General features: G+C 65.4%; 16 protein-coding genes and 4 tRNA genes. 8 read left to right on the forward strand and 12 right to left on the reverse strand.

What is annotated here, in order from left to right:
* The first annotated feature begins 20 nt into the window (after positions 1-20).
* Positions 21-641, forward strand: coding sequence for a YqhA family protein (locus tag E5P3_RS16240; RefSeq protein ID WP_162586916.1), 621 nt, complete (start codon positions 21-23; stop codon positions 639-641).
* 33 nt (positions 642-674) lie between these two features.
* On the opposite strand, the gene E5P3_RS16245 is transcribed toward E5P3_RS16240, so the two are convergent.
* On the reverse strand, positions 675-1,469 hold the full coding sequence (locus tag E5P3_RS16245) for an IclR family transcriptional regulator (RefSeq protein ID WP_162589711.1): 795 nt from the start codon (positions 1,467-1,469) through the stop codon (positions 675-677).
* A 141-nt stretch (positions 1,470-1,610) separates the two neighbouring features.
* Between E5P3_RS16245 and E5P3_RS16250 the strand changes: the two genes are divergently transcribed.
* From E5P3_RS16250 to E5P3_RS16265, 4 genes are read left to right on the forward strand one after another with little or no spacing between them, the layout of a single operon-like run.
* Positions 1,611-2,060: a type II 3-dehydroquinate dehydratase gene (locus E5P3_RS16250; protein ID WP_162586917.1), complete on the forward strand. Its 450-nt coding sequence runs from the start codon at positions 1,611-1,613 to the stop codon at positions 2,058-2,060.
* Positions 2,061-2,102: 42 nt separating this feature from the next.
* The gene (gene dctP / locus E5P3_RS16255) at positions 2,103-3,095 is read left to right on the forward strand and encodes a TRAP transporter substrate-binding protein DctP (protein WP_162586918.1); all 993 of its coding nucleotides are present in this window, start codon (positions 2,103-2,105) and stop codon (positions 3,093-3,095) included.
* A complete protein-coding gene (locus E5P3_RS16260; RefSeq protein ID WP_232073160.1) occupies positions 3,092-3,613 on the forward strand; it encodes a TRAP transporter small permease in 522 nt (173 codons plus the stop codon). Before dctP ends, E5P3_RS16260 begins: the two co-directional genes overlap by 4 nt.
* Positions 3,610-4,911, forward strand: a complete 1,302-nt coding sequence (locus E5P3_RS16265) for a TRAP transporter large permease (protein ID WP_162586920.1) — start codon at positions 3,610-3,612, stop codon at positions 4,909-4,911. The genes E5P3_RS16260 and E5P3_RS16265 overlap by 4 nt, the downstream gene beginning before the upstream one ends.
* Positions 4,912-4,939: 28 nt before the next feature.
* On the opposite strand, the gene fumC is transcribed toward E5P3_RS16265, so the two are convergent.
* Positions 4,940-6,337, reverse strand: coding sequence for a class II fumarate hydratase (fumC, locus tag E5P3_RS16270; RefSeq protein ID WP_162586921.1), 1,398 nt, complete (start codon positions 6,335-6,337; stop codon positions 4,940-4,942).
* Between the two features lie 121 nt (positions 6,338-6,458).
* Between fumC and E5P3_RS16275 the strand changes: the two genes are divergently transcribed.
* From E5P3_RS16275 to E5P3_RS16285, 3 genes are read left to right on the forward strand one after another with little or no spacing between them, the layout of a single operon-like run.
* Positions 6,459-8,009 carry a fumarate hydratase gene (locus E5P3_RS16275; RefSeq protein WP_162586922.1) on the forward strand — a complete coding sequence of 517 codons (1,551 nt, stop codon included), beginning with the start codon at positions 6,459-6,461 and terminating at the stop codon, positions 8,007-8,009.
* A gap of 2 nt (positions 8,010-8,011) precedes the next feature.
* Positions 8,012-8,830: a glutamate racemase gene (murI, locus tag E5P3_RS16280; RefSeq protein ID WP_162589712.1), complete on the forward strand. Its 819-nt coding sequence runs from the start codon at positions 8,012-8,014 to the stop codon at positions 8,828-8,830.
* Positions 8,831-8,845: 15 nt separating this feature from the next.
* Complete coding sequence (locus tag E5P3_RS16285; RefSeq protein WP_162586923.1) at positions 8,846-9,607, forward strand: hypothetical protein; 762 nt, start codon at positions 8,846-8,848, stop codon at positions 9,605-9,607.
* Here the strand turns inward: E5P3_RS16285 and E5P3_RS16290 are convergent.
* The 10 genes from E5P3_RS16290 to E5P3_RS16335 all read right to left on the reverse strand — a co-directional run bounded on the left by E5P3_RS16290 (position 9,574) and on the right by E5P3_RS16335 (position 18,202).
* The gene (locus E5P3_RS16290; protein ID WP_162586924.1) at positions 9,574-10,911 is read right to left on the reverse strand and encodes an MFS transporter; all 1,338 of its coding nucleotides are present in this window, start codon (positions 10,909-10,911) and stop codon (positions 9,574-9,576) included. The genes E5P3_RS16285 and E5P3_RS16290 overlap by 34 nt on opposite strands.
* Before the next feature lie 81 nt (positions 10,912-10,992).
* Positions 10,993-11,625, reverse strand: a complete 633-nt coding sequence (locus E5P3_RS16295) for a DUF6806 family protein (RefSeq protein WP_068673211.1) — start codon at positions 11,623-11,625, stop codon at positions 10,993-10,995.
* Positions 11,626-11,647: 22 nt separating this feature from the next.
* Positions 11,648-11,740, reverse strand: a tRNA-Leu gene (locus E5P3_RS16300).
* 86 nt (positions 11,741-11,826) lie between these two features.
* Positions 11,827-11,900: transfer RNA gene (locus E5P3_RS16305), tRNA-Cys, on the reverse strand.
* A gap of 77 nt (positions 11,901-11,977) precedes the next feature.
* Positions 11,978-12,053: transfer RNA gene (locus E5P3_RS16310), tRNA-Gly, on the reverse strand.
* A 53-nt stretch (positions 12,054-12,106) separates the two neighbouring features.
* Positions 12,107-14,548: an endopeptidase La gene (lon, locus tag E5P3_RS16315; RefSeq protein ID WP_162586925.1), complete on the reverse strand. Its 2,442-nt coding sequence runs from the start codon at positions 14,546-14,548 to the stop codon at positions 12,107-12,109.
* Positions 14,549-14,671: 123 nt separating this feature from the next.
* Positions 14,672-15,937 (reverse strand): ATP-dependent Clp protease ATP-binding subunit ClpX, encoded by a 1,266-nt coding sequence (gene clpX / locus E5P3_RS16320; protein WP_162586926.1) that lies wholly within the window; start codon positions 15,935-15,937, stop codon positions 14,672-14,674.
* 138 nt (positions 15,938-16,075) lie between these two features.
* Positions 16,076-16,684 carry an ATP-dependent Clp endopeptidase proteolytic subunit ClpP gene (gene clpP, locus E5P3_RS16325; protein WP_068679693.1) on the reverse strand — a complete coding sequence of 203 codons (609 nt, stop codon included), beginning with the start codon at positions 16,682-16,684 and terminating at the stop codon, positions 16,076-16,078.
* Between the two features lie 89 nt (positions 16,685-16,773).
* Complete coding sequence (gene tig / locus E5P3_RS16330) at positions 16,774-18,087, reverse strand: trigger factor (RefSeq protein WP_162586927.1); 1,314 nt, start codon at positions 18,085-18,087, stop codon at positions 16,774-16,776.
* Between the two features lie 28 nt (positions 18,088-18,115).
* Positions 18,116-18,202: transfer RNA gene (locus E5P3_RS16335), tRNA-Leu, on the reverse strand.
* Between the last annotated feature and the right edge of the window lie 42 nt (positions 18,203-18,244).

The raw sequence follows: 18,244 nt of genomic DNA on the forward strand, positions 1-18,244 counted from the left end.
ACCCACCGGCCTGCCCACCGATGTCCAACCTCGACCCCACCCTCCAGCAACACGCCGGCAAGGCCTCGCCGCTGCGCCCCCTGCCCAACCTCATCTTCGCAAGCCGCTGGCTGCAGCTGCCGCTGTACCTGGGCCTGATCGTCGCGCAAGGCGTGTACGTGGTGCATTTCCTGGTCGAGCTGCTCCATCTCGTCGAAGCGGCCTTCGGCAGCGAGGAAGCGCTGAAGTCGCTGATTACCAGCATCGGCTATAAGACCACGGCGCCGGTCACCACGCTCAACGAGACGGTGATCATGCTGGTCGTGCTGGCGCTGATCGACGTGGTCATGATCTCCAACCTGCTGATCATGGTGATCGTCGGCGGCTACGAGACCTTCGTAAGCCGCATGAACCTCGAGGGCCACCGCGACCAGCCCGAGTGGCTGAGCCACGTGAACGCGTCGGTGCTGAAGGTCAAGCTGGCGACCGCCATCATCGGCATCAGCTCGATCCACCTGCTCAAGACCTTCATCAACGCCGACAACTACACCGATCGCGTGTTGATCGCGCAGACGGTGATCCATATCGCCTTCCTGCTGTCGGCGATGGCGATCGCGTTCACCGACCGGCTGATGGCACCGCCGCCCTCCGCCGGTCATTGAGACGGCGGGCATCTTCGCCGCGCTGATTCGCTCCTACCCCTTGCCCAAAGGAGGCCGTCCGAACAGGGTCGAGGCGTTGCTGATCGGCCCCAGCTCCGCAGCGGCCTGGAGCAAGCCGGGCGCGAGTTCGTGCATTCGCGCTGCGCTCAACCGCAAGCGTGGACCGGCGATGCTGATGACACCAATCGCTTCCCTGCGCCTTACGACCGGGGCGGCCATCGCGCTCATGCCGGGCGCGAAGACCTCGTCGATCATCGCGTATCCACGCACCCGCGCAGCATGTAGAGAACCGAGCAACGCCTTGATGGTTGTCGGCGCCTTCGGGCCGTAGTCGTCCGGGAGGCCGAAGCCCTGGCGCGACACCAGTTCGAGCGCGCGCTCGTCACTCAGTGTCATCAGCCAGGCATGGCCCGAGGCGGTGCAGGACAGGCGTGCATCCATTCCCATGTCCGGGTCGTAACGCAGGCCGGCTTGCCGCATCCCCTGCGCCTTCGCCACCCACGTGAGGCGGTCGTCGTCGACGATGGACAACCGCACCAGCTCGCCCGAAGACTGCGCCAGCCGCTCAAGCAAGGGCTCGGCAATATCGACGATGCCGGCACTGCTGAGAAACCCCAGCCCCAGCGAAACGATCTTGGTCGTGAGCACGTAGTCGCCCTGCGCCCGAGCTTGACGAACATAGCCGTGCCGCTGCAAGTCCACCAACAGTCTGTGGCAGGCGCTGAGCGGGATGTCCAACTCCGAAGACAAGGACGAAAGCGGAACGCCTTCCGGGTAGCGGGTGAGGTGCTCCAGCACGCCCAGGCAACGATCGATCGCAGTGCTCATCTCACTATACGGAATAGTTTTCCAGCCCGGAAAGACTTTCCCTATTGGGAGAAAGAATCGGAGCGAAGGCGGATTTTGCACTCCCCAGACCTGCCAGGAGATTCACTGTATGCGCAAGACCCTGCCAAAGGCCGATGCACCATGAGCGGCGCCCTCTTTGTTTTGAACGGCCCCAACCTCAATCTGTTGGGAGTGCGGGAGCCGCATCTCTACGGCGCGACCACGCTTGCCCAGGTCGAGCAGCTATGCCGCCGAGTCGCGCAAGAACTCGGCTTCGAGTGCGAGTTCCGCCAAACCAATCACGAAGGCGTCATGGTCGACTGGGTGCAAGAGGCGCGCGAGCGCGCCGTGGGCATCGTCATCAATCCGGCCGGACTGTCGTTTCGCTCCATCCCGCTGCTGGACGCGCTCAAGACGGTGGAGCAGCCGATCGCCGAGGTGCACGTAACTAACATCCACCGGCGCGATCCGCTCTACCAGCATTCGCTGGTCTCGCTCGCAGCCACCGGCGTGATCTGCGGCTTCGGCGCCGCAGGGTACGAACTGGCCATCCGTGCGGTGGCGAGCCGGCTCGCTCCAGCCGCCGGCTGACAATTCCGGCTGTTCCGATCCACAGACGACAAGGAGACCACAATGACACGTCCGATCCACCGCCGCATACTGCTGGGCGCAGGCGCCACGCTGGCCGCGGGAGCCGTCCTGCCCGCCTGGGGTCAAGCCGCACCGAAGACACTGCGCTTCGCCGCCGTGTTCTCGGACAAGGACATCCGTGCCGACATGATGAAGATGTTGGCCAAGGACATCGAACCCGATTTCAAGCTCGAGCTGCACCTGAACTCAACGCTGTTCCGCCAGGGTACGGAACTCGTCGCCCTGCAGCGCGACAACCTCGAGATGGGCAACATCGCCCCGCAGGACATCGCCAAGCAGGTGCCGGCATGGTCCGTGCTGACGTCGGCCTACCTGTTCCGGGACCCCAGCCACCTGAACAGCTTCTTCGCCAGCGACCTGGGTGCCCAGATGAAGAAGATGGTGGAAGACCAGGTAAAGGTCAAAATCCTCGGCCCGACCTTCTTCGGCACCCGCCACGTCGGCCTGAAGCCCAAGAAGAAGATCAACACCCCCGCCGATCTCGCCGGCATGAAGCTGCGCATGCCCCCTGGGGATGCATGGCAGCTCCTGGGTCGCTCGCTGGGCGCCAACCCTACGCCCATGGCCTACGCCGAAACCTACACGGGCCTGCAGACGGGCGCGGTCGACGGACAGGACAACCCGCTGCCCAATGTGCAGAACATGAAGTTCAACGAAGTGATGTCGCAGATCGTGCTGACGTCCCATCTCGTCGGCTTCGACCTCTTGACCCTGAACATGAAGGTCTGGCAGGGCATGGCGCCGGCAAGGCAGCGTGCCTTCCAGGAGGCGGCCGACAAGGCGATCGCCTGGAGCACGGCGGAGCACCAGAAGCGCGAGGCCGAACTGGCCGAGGGCTTCCGCAAGCAGGGCCTGGATGTCTACGTCCCCAGCATCAGTGCCTTCCGCGAGCATGCCCAGAAGGTGTACCTCGCCTCGGACGAGGCCAAGCAGTGGCCCGCGGGCATGCTCGACAAGATCAATGCAATGAAGTGAGCAGGCGCGTGCTGTCTCACCTGCTGGGGCGGCTGCACCGCTTCGCCGAAGCGGTGGCCGCCCTCATCCTGGCGATGATCTTCATCGCCTTCATCCTGCAGATCGTGCTGCGGTACGCATTCAACTGGCCAGTCGGCTGGACCACCGAGTTGTCGCTGGCCGGATGGCTTTGGCTGGTGCTCTGGGGCGCCGCCTTCGTGCTGAAGGATGACGAGGAGATCCGCATCGACTTCATCGCGGGCCGCGCGGGTCCGATGGGACGCCGCGTCATGGGCGTCATCGGGGCAGCGAGCATCATTGCACTGTTCGGCATGTCGCTGCCCGCATCGTGGTCGTACGTGACTTTCATGAAGGTGGAGAAGAGCTCCTACCTCGGCGTGCGGATGGACTTCATGTATTCCATCTACATCGTCTTCGCAATCGCCGTGATCCTGCGCAGCGCCCGCCACCTGGTGCGACTGCTTCGCGGCAAGGAGCCGGCACGGCCCGATCCCTCCACTTCCAGCTCTGCCCTGTGAACTTCACCAGTCCGTTTTCGCTGGCGCTCGCCACCATCGTGGGACTCAGCTTCCTGGGCGTCCCGGTGGGCCATGCCATGATCGGCGGCTCCGTCCTGTACCTTTATCTGAAGGGGATGGACATGGGGGCAGCCGCAGAGCAGCTCCTGAACGGCACCTATTCGAGCTTCCTGTTGCTGGCCATCCCGTTGTTCATCCTGGCGGCCACGATCATGAGTTCCGGCAGCATCCTGGACCGGCTGCTGCGCTTCTGCAACGCGATCGTAGGGCGCTTTCCCGGCGGGCTGGCGCAGGTGAACGTCCTGCAAAGCGTCGTGTTCGCCAGCATGTCGGGCTCTGCCCTGGCCGACGCCGCCGGCTCAGGCAAGCTGATGCAGGCCATGATGACGAAGGACGGCAAGTACACCCCCGGTTTCGCCGCGGCTCTGAGCGCCGTGTCTTCCGTCATCGGGCCGATCCTGCCGCCTTCGATCCCGCTGGTGCTGTACGCGCTCGTGTCCGGCACGTCCATCGGCTATCTCTTCATTGGCGGCGTGCTGCCGGGGCTCCTGCTGGGCGGCGTGCAGATGGCGCTCATCTACGTGCTCGCGAAACGCAGGCGCTTCCCGGTCGAACCCAAGGTCCCGCTGCGCGAGATGCCTCGCATCACGCGCGAAGCCTTCCCGGCGCTGATGCTGCCGGTCATCCTTTTAGGCTGCCTGTACAGCGGCATCACCACGCCCACGGAGGCCGCGGGAGTGGCGGCGGCCTATGCGTTGCTGATCTCGGCGGCGCTGTACCGCAGCATGCGTTGGGCTGACCTCTACCAATCGCTGCTGTCCAGCGCACGCATGAGCATCTCCATCGGCATGCTGATCGCCGGCGCCCTGGTGTTCAACTACGTCATCACGTCCGAGAACATCCCGGCCAGCCTCAGTGCCTTGTTGAAGGGCCTCGACCTGTCGCCGCTGGCCTATCTGTTGCTGGTCAACCTGATCCTGTTGGTGCTGGGTGCCTTCCTCGAAGGTTCCACCATCATCCTCGTCATGCTGCCCGTGCTGCTGCCGACTGCCACCGCGCTGGGGATCGATCCCGTGCACTTCGGCGTCATGGCCGTGCTGAACATCATGATCGGGCTGGTCACGCCACCCTATGGTCTGCTGCTGTTCATGATGACCAGGATCGCCAACGTGCCGTTGCATGAACTGCTGCGCGAAGCCTTCCCGTTCCTGATGGTGATGCTGGGCGCGCTCGCCATCGTCACTCTGTGGCCCGATCTGGTGCTCTTCCTGCCGCGGCTGGCGGGATATACGGGCTAAGGGCACCGGACCCGGCCGCGGCAGGGCCTCAGCGCCCCGTCATCTTCTCCGGCACCACCCACTGGTCGAACTGCTCGGCCGTCACATGGCCCGAGGCGATCGCCGCCTCGCGCAGGCTGCTGCCTTCCTTGTGCGCCTTCTTCGCAATGAAGGCCGCCTTGTCGTAGCCGATGTGGGTGTTGAGTGCCGTCACCAGCATCAGCGAACGCTGCACCAGTTCCGTGATCCGCTCGCGATTGGGCTCGATGCCGACCGCGCAGTGGTCGTTGAAGCTGCGCATGCCATCGGCCAGGAGCCGCACGCTCTGCAGGAAGTTGTGCGCCACCATCGGCCGGAACACGTTGAGCTCGAAGTTGCCCGAAGCGCCGCCGATGTTGATCGCGACGTCGTTGCCGAACACCTGCGCAGCCAGCATGGTGACCGCCTCGCTCTGCGTCGGATTGACCTTCCCGGGCATGATCGACGAGCCCGGCTCGTTCTCCGGGATGCTCAGTTCGCCGATGCCGCTGCGCGGTCCGCTGGCGAGCCAGCGCACATCGTTGGCGATCTTGTTCATGCTCGCTGCCAGCGTCTTGAGCGCCCCGTGCGCGTGCACCAGGGCATCGACCGAGGCCATGGCCTCGAACTTGTTGGGCGCGGTGACGAAAGGCAGGCCGGTGAGCTTCGCAAGCTCGGCGGCCACCTGCTCGGCATAGCCCTGGGGCGCATTGAGCCCGGTGCCGACCGCAGTGCCACCCAGCGCCAGCTCGCACAGATGCGGCAGCGCGGCCCGCACATGGGCTTCGCCGTGAGCCAGCTGGGCCACGTAGCCCGAGAACTCCTGGCCCAGCGTGAGCGGCGTTGCGTCCTGCAGGTGGGTACGCCCGATCTTCACGATGTCGGCGAACGCCTCGGACTTCTTCTGCAGAGTCTCGCGCAGCTGTGCGATGGCCGGGAGCAGCCGGTGCGTGAGCGCCTCGACCGCTGCCACATGCATGGCCGTCGGGAAGACGTCGTTGGATGACTGGCTGCGGTTCACGTCGTCGTTGGGATGCACCAGCCGCCCTTCCCCGCGCTCGCCGCCCAGCAGCTCGCTGGCGCGGTTGGCCAGCACCTCGTTCACGTTCATGTTGGTCTGCGTGCCGGAGCCGGTCTGCCAGACGACCAGCGGAAACTCCTCGGCGTGCTGCCCCGCGATGACCTCGTCGGACGCGGCGGCGATGGCCTGCGTCTTCTTCTCGTCCTGCAGGCCCAACGCGTGGTTCACCACCGCCGAAGCGCGCTTGACCTGCGCCAGCGCCTTGATGATCTCGCGCGGCTGCCGCTCGCCCGAGATGTCGAAGTTCTGCAGCGAGCGCTGCGTCTGCGCCCCCCACAGCTTGTCGGCCGGCACCTCGATGGGGCCGAAGGTGTCGCGTTCGATGCGGGTCTGGGTGGATATCGCCATGAAAAAAGCTCCGCTGTCAAAATGGAGGGCGCACCTGGCGCACCAGGGCAATCGCCCAGTATCGTTGCAAACAAGAATGGCTCGCATTGAGCGAGTGCTTTCCCCTCCCACGGACACAGCCATGACCATCATCCAGCAAGCCGACCTGATCGAATCGGTTGCCGCCGCGCTCCAGTACATCAGCTACTACCACCCGACTGACTACATCGCCCACCTGGCGCGCGCCTACGAGCGCGAGCAGAGCCCTGCAGCCAAGGACGCAATGGCGCAGATCCTCACCAACAGCAAGATGAGCGCCACCGGCCAGCGGCCGATCTGCCAGGACACGGGCATCGTCAACGTGTTCCTCAAGGTCGGCATGGAGGTGCGCTGGGGCGGCTTCACCGGCAGCCTTGACGACGCCATCAACGAAGGCGTGCGCCGCGGCTACAACCACCCCGACAACATGCTGCGCGCCTCGGTGGTCGCCGATCCGCAGTTCGACCGCAAGAACACCAAGGACAACACGCCGGCGGTGATCTTCACCGAGATCGTGCCCGGCAACACCGTCGAGGTCACGGTGGCCGCCAAGGGCGGCGGCAGCGAGAACAAGAGCAAGCTGGTGATGCTGAACCCCGGCGACAGCGTGGTCGACTGGGTGCTCAAGACCGTGCCGACCATGGGCGCCGGCTGGTGCCCGCCGGGCATGCTGGGCATCGGCATCGGCGGCACGGCCGAGAAGGCCGCCCTGCTCGCCAAGGAAAGCTTGATGGACGACCTCGACATGCACGAGCTGCTGGCCAAGAAGCGCTCGGGCGCAGAGCTCAGCAAGGTGGAGGCACTGCGCGTCGAGCTCTACGAGAAGGTCAATGCACTGGGCATCGGCGCGCAGGGACTGGGCGGCCTGGCCACGGTGCTGGACGTCAAGATCAAGATGTACCCGACGCACGCGGCCAGCAAGCCGGTGGCGATGATCCCGAACTGCGCGGCCACGCGCCACGCGCATTTCGTGCTCGACGGCTCGGGGCCGGTCTACCTGGAGGCGCCGTCGCTGGACCTCTGGCCCAAGATCGACTGGGCTCCCGACTACAACAAGAGCAAGCGTGTGGACCTCGACAAGCTCACGCCGGCCGAGGTCGCGAGCTGGAAGCCGGGCGACACGCTGCTGCTCAACGGGAAGATGCTCACCGGCCGCGACGCAGCGCACAAGCGCATCGCCGACATGCTGGCCAAGGGCGAGAAGCTACCGGTGGACTTCACCAACCGCGTGATCTACTACGTGGGGCCGGTCGATCCGGTCAAGGACGAGGCCGTGGGCCCCGCCGGCCCGACCACCGCCACGCGCATGGACGGCTTCACGGAGATGATGCTCGCGAAGACCGGGCTGATCGCGATGATCGGCAAGGCCGAGCGCGGCCCGGTCGCCATCGAGGCAATCCAGAAGCACAAGAGCGCCTACCTGATGGCCGTGGGCGGCGCCGCGTACCTGGTGAGCAAGGCGATCAAGACCGCCAAGGTGGTGGGCTTCGCCGACCTCGGCATGGAAGCGATCTACGAGTTCGACGTGGTCGACATGCCGGTGACGGTGGCGGTGGACGCCGGCGGCACCAGCGCCCACATCACCGGCCCGGCCGAATGGCAGAAGCGCATCGCCAGCGGCGAGTTCAAGACCATCATGATGGAAGCGGCTTGAGCATTCCGGGTGCTCTTTCCGATCGTCCGATCGGCGTCTTCGACAGCGGCATCGGCGGCCTCAGCGTGCTCAATGCGCTGCGCGACGCATTGCCGCACGAACGCTTCGCGTACTTCGCCGACACGGCCCATGCGCCGTACGGCGAGCGCGGCGACGCCTACGTCGCGCAGCGCACAGGCACGGTGGCGCGCTACCTGTGCGAGCGGCATGGCATCAAGGCGCTGGTGGTCGCCTGCAACACCGCGACCGCAGCGGCCATCCACGAACTGCGCGCCGAGCACCCGGGCCTCCCGGTCGTGGGCGTCGAGCCGGCCCTCAAGCCCGCAGTGGCCGCCAGCAGGACCGGCCGCATTGCCGTGCTCGCGACCCGCGTGACGGTGGAGAGCCGCAAGTTCGAGGCGCTGCACGCCTCGCTGGCCGGACAGGCGGACTTCCGCATCATCCCCTGCGACGGCCTGGCGGGCGCCATCGAGCGCGGCGACGGCGCCGGCATCGCGGCGTTGAGCGAGCGCTATTTGCGTCAAGCCGGCAGCTTCGGCATTGCGCCCGGCCAGATCGACACGCTGGTGCTGGGCTGCACCCACTACCCCTTCATCGCGGCCGAGCTGCGTCGCCATTGCGGCGAGGCGGTGCGCTTCATCGACACCGGCGCACCGGTCGCGCTGCAGACGCAGCGGCTGCTGGCGCAGACCGGGCAGCTGGCCACGGAAGGCGAAGGCGCCGTGGCGCTCCTGAGCAGTGCCGCGCCCGAAGCACTCGATGCCGCAGCGGCGCGCTGGCTTGCGCGGCCGGCCGCGCCTGCAGCCCAGGCCGGCGCCTGACCCCGCGGCGCGCGCATGCCTCGACGACTACTCGTTGGCTTCCTGCTGGCCCTGCTGAGCGCCGTTGGCCACGCGGCCTGCGACACCGGTCTCGCGGAGCGCATGCATGCCAAGCTGCACGCCAAGCGGGCTTTGGACCACGAACGTGCCATGTGCCAGCCCTGGCGCGGCTTTGCGGGCCGCTTCATCGTCGTGCTGCCGCTGCCGCGCCCTTCCACCGCCCCAGGCGTCACGCAGTTCGATCTGGACGTGCTGGTGGTGCAGCAGGCCGACAACGGCAATACCGAGCGCGCTACAGTCGTCAGCCGGTTGTTCGAGCCCGCGGCGATGAGCGAGGATGCCGTTCGCGTCGGCCAGATCAAGGTCGACACGGCGCGCTACACGCTCGCCAGCGACGCGCGCGCATTCGGCCTGCGCATCGTCCGCCAGGGCTCGTCGCGCGTGAATCCCTACTCGAACGAGACGCTGACGCTATACGTCCCGCGCGGGCCCAGGCTCGCCAAGGTGCTCGACGGGCTCGAGGTGGCGCTGGAGCGCGGCGAGTGGGATGCCAACTGCGCCGGCAATTTCGAGACCGTGCGCGGCAACCTGTCGATCGCTCGCGACACGAGCAACGGCTACGCCGACCTGCTGCTGCGCCAGACCCGCACCGAGACCCGCTCCAGTGCGCAAGGCGACGAATGCGTGACGCAGGAGCGCCCGGCGAAGTTCTCGTCGAGGATGCTGCGCTACGACGGGACGACCTACCGCGCCGCCAACAGCCCCGCCGCCGACTGAGGAGCCTCCCCGCGCAGCGCCGCCGCCCGGCCGCGCCGCATGTCGATGGGCAGCAACAGGAGCAGCCCCCCGATGAAAAGCACGCTGGTCGCCAGGATCGCGATGCGCTGGTTGCCACCGGTCGCCCAGGTGATGGCGCCGTAGCTCAGCGGACCGATGATCGCGGCCAGCCGCGTGGCAAAGCTCCACAGGCCGAAGAACTCCGCCAGCTGCTGCGGCGGCGCGAGCACGCCCGTCATGGCGCGCCCGGCCGACTGGCTCGAGCCCATGGCCAGGCCGGCGATGGTTGCAGCCCACCAGAACCCGCCCTTGGTCGTGACCGAGGCGGCAATGACGCACACCGCGATCCACGCCAGCAGCGCGCCGGAAAGCGCGCGCCGGTGGCCGATGCGATCCTGCAGATAGCCGAAGCCGAAGGCGCCGAGCGCCGCCGCGATGTTGAGGACGAAGATCAGCACCATCGTCTCGCTCGGGACGAAGCCGATCACCTGCTCCGCATAGATCGCCGCGAGCGTAATCGCCACCGCCACGCCGCCCTGGTAGCAGACGGTGCAGGCCAGCAGCCACATGAAGTCGCGGTAGGCGCGCGCCTTGCGGAAGGTGTCGCCCAACTGCTGCCAGGCGCTGCGACTGTCCGCCGCCGCCTGTGGCTGCGCGCGCTCGGGCAGCAGTGCAAAGGTGGCGCATGCGGCGAGACCGTAAATCGCCGCCGTGATCAGCATCGTGACCGGCACAAAGTGCGCAGCGGGCAGCCCTTTCGCCTGGGCCGACAGCACATAGGCCAGGCACAGCCCGAGCGCAAGCATGCCGCCGATGTAGCCGAAGCCCCAGCCCCAGCCGCTGACCTTGCCCATGCCTTCGGCCGTCGCGAGCTCCGGCAGGAAGGCGCCGGTCAGCGACTCGCCGTAGGAGTAGAAGGTGTTGGAGAGTACCACCAGGCCCATCGCCAGCGCGACTGCGAACGGGCCGCTGAACCTGGGCGTGATCGCCAGCGCCACGGTGCCGAGCACGCAGCCGGCGGTGACGATCGCCAGCACCATTTTCTTCGCCGCATGGAGGTCGGCCCAGGCGCCGATGGCCGGCATGCTCAGCATCACGATCGCGTAGGAGATGCTCAACGCGACCGTCCAGGCGAACGGGCCCCAAGGCGCCCCCTTGGCGATTCCGCCGACGAAATAGGCAGCGAACACCGCCGTGATCACGACAGTCGTGTAGCCCGAGTTGGCGAAGTCGTACATGGCCCAGCCGAAGACTTCGCGCTTACGCACGCCGGGACGAAGGGCAGACTGGGAAAAAAGGGCCAAGCGACTCTCCTCGAACAGAAGGTCGCCGAGCATAGCGGAGCGGCTTGACCGCCCCGTGGCTGGGACTCCAGCGCCTTCCGCTCAGTGCAGGTGGCGCGGGCGGCGTCCGCCGCCATGGCTGCCGCTGCCGGAGCCACCTGTGCCGCCACGCGGTCGCTTGCCGATCTCGAGGGAGTTCACCAGCGCGTCGAAGCGATCGCCGAAAAGCTTGTCGATTTCCGCCACGACGCCGCCGAGTTCGGCACCATCGAAGTGGCGCTCCATGAGATTCACCACATCCTCGACCAGGAGGTCGCGCTGCACCTGCATGATCGCGGCCGGGTTGGGGCCGATGAAGAGCATGAGGAAGTCATCGCGGGACTCTTCCTCGGGATCGCCCTCCTCCTCATCGAAGTCGGTGTCGTAGAAGGTGACCTCGATCGCAGCGCCCTGCTCGGCCAGCTCGTTGAGAGCCATGCACATTTCGTCGAGGGCCTGTCGAAAATCCTCGTCGCCGGCCACGGTCCAGCAGATCTGGAGCATGTGGTCCTTCTGCTCGAAGCGGATTCCCGGCTCCTCTTCATAGACACTGTTCGCGCCATCGGCCAGCGAGCGGGCACCGGCGTATTTCCAGAGGGGTTTCAGAGCTTCCTGAATTTGCTCGAAGCTCACATCGGAGCGAAGCGGCACATCGCCGTGGACGTGGATTTCGAACGGAGCGTTGTAGCGAGGCATGTCATGCTCCCTTGTGATGTGGTGGTGCCCGGAACCGGGATCGAACCGGTATGCCCCTTATGCAGGAAGCGGCGGATTTTAAGTCCGATGTGTCTACCAATTTCACCATCCGGGCGTCCGGTTGGATATGGACGATACCCGAAACAAAACAGCCCCGACAACGACGGTTGGAGGGGCTGTCTGATCGATACGGCTGGAGGGTGGAGGCGCGACCCGGAGTCGAACCGGGCTAGACGGATTTGCAATCCGTTGCATAACCGCTTTGCTATCGCGCCATGCGTTCAATCGTCGTTTTCTTCTTGGTCAGAACTCGCGAAAAAAAGGGAAGCTTGAAGCTTCCCTTTTTGAAAACTGGAGCGGGAAAAGAGTCTCGAACTCTCGACCTCAACCTTGGCAAGGTTGCGCTCTACCAACTGAGCTATTCCCGCGTTTCAAGCCTTCAATTATAGGGCATTTTCCGGAGGTCCCGCAAGACCGCCGCTCAATGCTTGATCGAGCCTTCCGCAGGCTGCGGGGCGCGCTGCTTCGCCTGCTCGGCCATGGCCGCGGCCGAAGCCGCGACCTCCTCGTCGGACAACGGCGTGGGCTGCTTCTCCAGCGCAATCTCGAGCACCTTGTCGATCCACTTCACCGGCACGATCTCGAGGCCGTTCTTCACGTTCTCGGGAATGTCCTGCAGGTCCTTGGCGTTCTCTTCCGGAATCAGCACCGTCTTGATACCGCCGCGCAGGGCAGCCAGCAGCTTCTCCTTCAGCCCGCCGATCGCCGTGACTTCGCCGCGCAGCGTGATCTCGCCGGTCATCGCGACATCGGCACGCACCGGAATGCCGGTGAGCGCGGACACGAAGGCGGTCGTCATCGCGGCGCCTGCGCTCGGGCCGTCCTTGGGCGTGGCGCCATCGGGCACATGGATGTGGATGTCGCGCTTCTCGAACACCTCGTCCTTGATGCCGAGCCGCCGCGCCCGGCTGCGCACCACGGTGCGTGCGGCCTCGACCGACTCTTTCATCACGTCGCCGAGCGAACCGGTTCGGCTGATCACGCCCTTGCCGGGCATCGTCACTGCCTCGATCGTGAGCAGGTCGCCACCCACCTCGGTCCACGCAAGGCCGACCACCTGGCCCACCTGATTCTGCTTCTCGGCCAGACCGAAGGTGTACTTGCGCACGCCGAGGAAGTCGTTGAGGTTCTGTCCCTCCACCACCACCTTGGGCGTCATCTTCTTGAGCAGCAGGCCCTTGACCGTCTTGCGGCAGATCTTGGAAAGCTCGCGCTCGAGCGAGCGCACGCCGGCCTCACGGGTGTAGTAACGCACGATGTCGCGCACGGCCTCTTCGGTGATCAGGAGCTCTTCCTCCTTCACGCCGTTGTTCTTCATCTGCTTGGGCAGCAGGTACTTGAGCGCAATGTGCGTCTTCTCGTCCTCGGTGTAGCCCGCCAGGCGGATCACTTCCATCCGGTCCAGCAGCGCCGGCGGGATGTTCATCGAGTTCGAGGTGGCGACGAACATCACGTCGGAGAGGTCGAAGTCCACCTCGACGTAGTGGTCGCCGAAGGTGTGGTTCTGCTCGGGATCGAGTACCTCGAGCAGCGCGCTCGACGGATCGCCGCGGAAGTCGGTGCCCAGCTTGTCGATCTCGTCGAGCAGGAACAGCGGATTGCGCGTCCCCACCTTGTTCAGGCTCTGCAGCACCTTGCCCGGCAGCGCGCCGATGTAGGTGCGGCGGTGCCCGCGGATCTCAGCCTCGTCTCGCATGCCGCCAAGCGCCATGCGGGTGTACTTGCGACCGGTCGCCTTGGCGATCGACTGGCCCAGCGAAGTCTTCCCCACGCCCGGCGGGCCCACGAGGCACAGGATGGGCGCCTTCACCTTGTCGACGCGTTGCTGCACGGCAAGATATTCGAGGATGCGGTCCTTGACCTTCTCCAGGCCGTAGTGGTCCTCGTTGAGCACCTCTTCGGCGTGCGCGAGGTCGTGCTTGATCTTGGTCTTCTTGCTCCAGGGCAGGCCGATCAGCACGTCGATGTAATTGCGCACCACCGTGGCCTCGGCCGACATCGGCGACATCAGCTTGAGCTTCTTGAGCTCGCCCTCGGCCTTCTTGAGCGCTTCCTTGGGCATCTTGGCGAGCTTGATCTTCTTCTCGATCTCCTCGATGTCCGCGCCCTCTTCGCCTTCGCCCAGTTCCTTCTGGATCGCCTTGACCTGCTCGTTCAGGTAGAAGTCCCGTTGGTTCTTCTCCATCTGGCGCTTCACGCGGCCGCGGATTTTCTTGTCGACGTTGAGGATGTCGACCTCGCGCTCCAGCTGACCATACAGGTTCTCCAGCCGCGACTTGATGTCGTCCAGGTCGAGCACCGCCTGCTTGTTGTCGAGCTTGAGCGGCAGGTGGGCGGCTATGGTGTCGGCCAGGCGGCCCGGGTCGTCGATGCTCGAGATCGAGGTCAGGATCTCGGGCGGGATCTTCTTGTTGAGCTTGACGTACTGGTCGAACTGCTGCATCACCGCGCGGCGCAGCGCCTCGACCTCGGTGCCCTTCTGCGCCGCGGCCTCAGGCGCTTCCACCGGCGTCACATTGGCGGAGAAATGGGTCTCGCCGTCGTCGATGCGGTTGACGCGCGCACGCTGCTGGCCTTCGACCAGCACCTTCACGGTGCCGTCGGGCAGCTTGAGCATCTGCAGGATGGTCGAGATACAGCCCACTTCGAACATGTCCTCGACCGAGGGCTCGTCCTTGGCGGCAGCTTTCTGGGCCACCAGCATGATCCGGCGCTCCGCTTCCATCGCGAGCTCCAGCGCCTTGATGCTCTTGGGGCGGCCAACGAAGAGCGGGATCACCATGTGGGGGAAGACGACCACGTCGCGCAGCGGCAGCAGCGGCAGGTCGATCTCGGTGGCAGGCAGGGGGGTATGACCGGACATGGAAATCCTTTGGTTGATCATGGAAAGATGGTCGGCCGCGCGCGCTTTTCAAGCCCGCGGGCACGGTAATCGCCGAAGACGCCGGTCGCCGGTATGGGAGGGGCCGGCCTGAAAGTCACTCAGTCAGGCCTTCTTGGCCGCCTCGCGATACACGAGGAGCGGTGGCTTGTTTTCGTCGATTGTGGATTCTTCGACCACGACCTTGTCGACATTGGTGGCATTCGGCAGCTCGAACATGGTGTCGATCAGCGACTGCTCCAGGATCGAGCGCAGTCCCCGGGCACCGGTCTTGCGGGCCAGCGCCTTGCGTGCGATCGCCTTGAGGGCCGCCGGTCGGATCTCCAGGTCGACCCCTTCCATCTGCAGCAGCTTGGTGAATTGCTTCACCACCGCGTTCTTCGGCTCGGTCAGGATCTGCACCAACGCGTCCTCGCTGAGCTCGGCGAGCGAGGCAACGACCGGCATGCGGCCGACCAGCTCCGGAATCAGGCCGAACTTGATCAGGTCCTCGGGCTCCACCTCGCGGAACACCTCGGTCAGGCTGCGCTGCTGCTTGCTCTTGACCGAGGCGCCGAAGCCGATGCCCGAAGCCTCGGTGCGGTTTTCGATCACTTTCTCGAGCCCGGCGAAGGCTCCGCCGCAGATGAACAGGATGTTGGTCGTGTCGATCTGCAGGAAGTCCTGGTTGGGGTGCTTGCGGCCGCCCTGCGGCGGCACGCTGGCCATGGTGCCTTCGATCAGCTTGAGGAGCGCCTGCTGCACGCCCTCGCCCGACACGTCGCGGGTGATCGAGGGGTTGTCGGACTTGCGGGAGATCTTGTCGATCTCGTCGATGTAGACGATGCCGCGCTGGGCGCGCTCCACCTCGTAGTTGCAGCTCTGCAGCAGCTTCTGGATGATGTTCTCGACGTCCTCGCCCACGTAGCCGGCTTCGGTCAGCGTAGTGGCGTCGGCCATCACGAAGGGAACGTCCAGCATGCGCGCCAGGGTCTGGGCCAATAGGGTCTTGCCCGAGCCGGTGGGGCCGATCAGCAGGATGTTGCTCTTGCTGAGCTCGACGTCGTCACCCTTGGCCTTGTCCTTGTGGCGCAGGCGCTTGTAGTGGTTGTAGACCGCCACCGAGAGCATGCGCTTGGCAGGTTCCTGGCCGATCACGTAGTTGTCGAGGTTGGCCTTGATCTCCAGCGGAGTCGGCAGGTCGCTGCGCGCTTCCCGCGATTCGTCGCCCGCGGGCAGCTCGTCGCGGATGATCTCGTTACAGAGATCGATGCACTCGTCACAGATGAAAACCGACGGACCGGCGATCAGCTTCTTGACCTCGTGCTGGCTCTTCCCGCAGAACGAGCAATAGAGCGTTTTTTCGCTGGAAGAGCCTTTTTTCTCGGCCATGGACAGGTGCCTCGTAACGGGGGTTTAACAATGATAGCGAAGAAGGAAGACCCTCGGCCCATCCCCGATCCGAACAAAAACGGCGTTTTCCGTGCGGAAAACGCCGTTTGTCGCCGGGGCGCCGCAGCGCTGTACGCGTCAGCTGCGCTTGGCGATCACCTGGTCGACCAGCCCGTAGTCCTTGGCCTCGTCGGCCGTCAGGAAGTAATCGCGTTCGGTGTCGCGGGCAATCTTGTCCAGGGGCTGGCCGGTACGCTCGGCAAGGATGCGGTTCATCTGCTCGCGAGTCTTCAGGATGTCGCGGGCGTGGATCTCGATGTCCGTGGCCTGGCCGCGGGCGCCGCCGAGCACCTGGTGGATCATGATCTTGGAGTTGGGCAGCGAGAAGCGCTTGCCCTTCTCGCCGGCCGCCAGCAGGAAGGCGCCCATGCTGGCAGCGAAGCCAACGCACAGGGTCGACACGGCCGGCTTGATGAACTGCATGGTGTCGTAGATCGCCATGCCCGCGCTCACGCTGCCGCCGGGCGAATTGATGTAGAACGAAATGTCCTTGTCCGGGTTCTCGCTCTCCAGGAAGAGCAGCTGCGCCACCACCAGGTTGGCGGTCTGGTCGTTGACCTCGCCCACCAGGAAGATCACCCGCTCCTTGAGCAGCCGCGAATAGATGTCGTAGGAACGCTCGCCGCGGCCCGATTGCTCGATGACCATCGGGATCATGCCGAGGCCTTGAATTTCCTGTGCGCTCATGTGTGCTCTCCAGAGAGGTTTGTACTGTACCCAGACGACATGGGGCCCATGCCTCGAAAGCACAAGCCCCCGGCAATGGCCGGCTGCGATCAGCCCTGCTGGGCCATCAGTTCGTCGAAGGACACCGACTTCGCGTTGACCTTGGCCTTGCCCAGCACGAAATCGGTCACGTTGTTCTCGATCACCACCGCCTCGACCTCGGCCAGGCGGCGGTTGTCGCTGAAGTACCAGCGCACCACGTCGGCCGGCTTCTCGTAGCTGGCGGCCAGCTCGTCGATGTGGGCCTTGATCTGCTCCGGCTTGGCCTGCAGGTTGTTGGCGCGCACCAGCTCGGCCACCACCAGGCCCAGGCGCACGCGGCGCTCTGCCTGCGGGCGGAACACGTCGTCGGGGATCGGCGCCTTGTCGGCATCCTTGATGCCGCGCTGCTTGAGCTCGGCGCGGGCGCCTTCGACCATACGGTCGACCTCGGCCTGCACGCTGGACTTGGGCAGGTCCAGCTCGGCGTTGGCGATCAGCGCGTCCATCACCGCGTTCTTGTTGCGCGCCAGCAGGCGGAACTTGACCTCGCGCTCGAGGTTGCGCTTGATGTCGGCGCGCAGGCCCTCGACCGTGGCCTCGGCGATGCCGAGCGCCTTGGCCAACTGCTCGTTGACCTCGGGCAGGTGCGAAGCCTCGATCTTCTTCACCGTGACCATGAAGTCGGCCTGCTTGCCCGCCACGTCCTTGCCGTGGTAGTCGGCCGGGAAGGACAGGGGGAAGGTGCGGCTGTCGCCGGCCTTCAGGCCACGCACGGCGTCCTCGAATTCCTTGAGCATCTGGCCTTCGCCGACGATGAACTGGAAGTCGTCCGCCTTGCCGCCCTGGAAGGTCTCGCCCTCGATCTTGCCCTCGAAGTCGACCGTCACGCGGTCGCCGTCCTGCACCGTGGCGTCCTGGGCGCGCTGGGCGAAGGTGCGGCGCTGCTTGCGCAGGATCTCGAGCGTCTTGTCGATCGCATCGTCGCCCACCTCGGCGCTGAGCTTCTCGACCTCGGCGCTGGACAGGTCGTTGATCTTGACGTCGGGGAAGACCTCGAACACCGCATCGAAGGCCAACTGGCCCTCGGGCGCCTCTTCCTTCTCGGTGATGCGCGGCTGGCCCGCCACGCGCAGCTTGGCCTCGTTGGCCGCCTGCGAGAAGGCCTCGCCGACCTTGTCGTTCATGACCTCGTAGTGCACCGAATAGCCGTAGCGCTGGGCCACCACCGTCATCGGCACCTTGCCGGGACGGAAGCCGTCCATCTTGACAGTGCGGGCCAGCTTCTTGAGGCGTGAATCGACCTCGGACTGGATGGTGCCGACGGGCAAGGTCAGCGTGATCTTGCGCTCGAGCTTGTCGAGGGTTTCAACGTTCACGGTCATTTGTGTCTTCCTTGAGAGGGTCTTGTTCTGGTGCGCGGGGCCGGACTCGAACCGGCACGTTCTTGCGAACGTCAGGACCTAAACCTGGTGCGTCTACCAATTTCGCCACCCGCGCGGTTCCAGTTTTTCAGGTGATGAATACGGAAGGCGGCCCGGA

The organism is Variovorax sp. RA8, from assembly GCF_901827175.1.
Taxonomy (GTDB): Bacteria; Pseudomonadota; Gammaproteobacteria; order Burkholderiales; family Burkholderiaceae_C; genus Variovorax.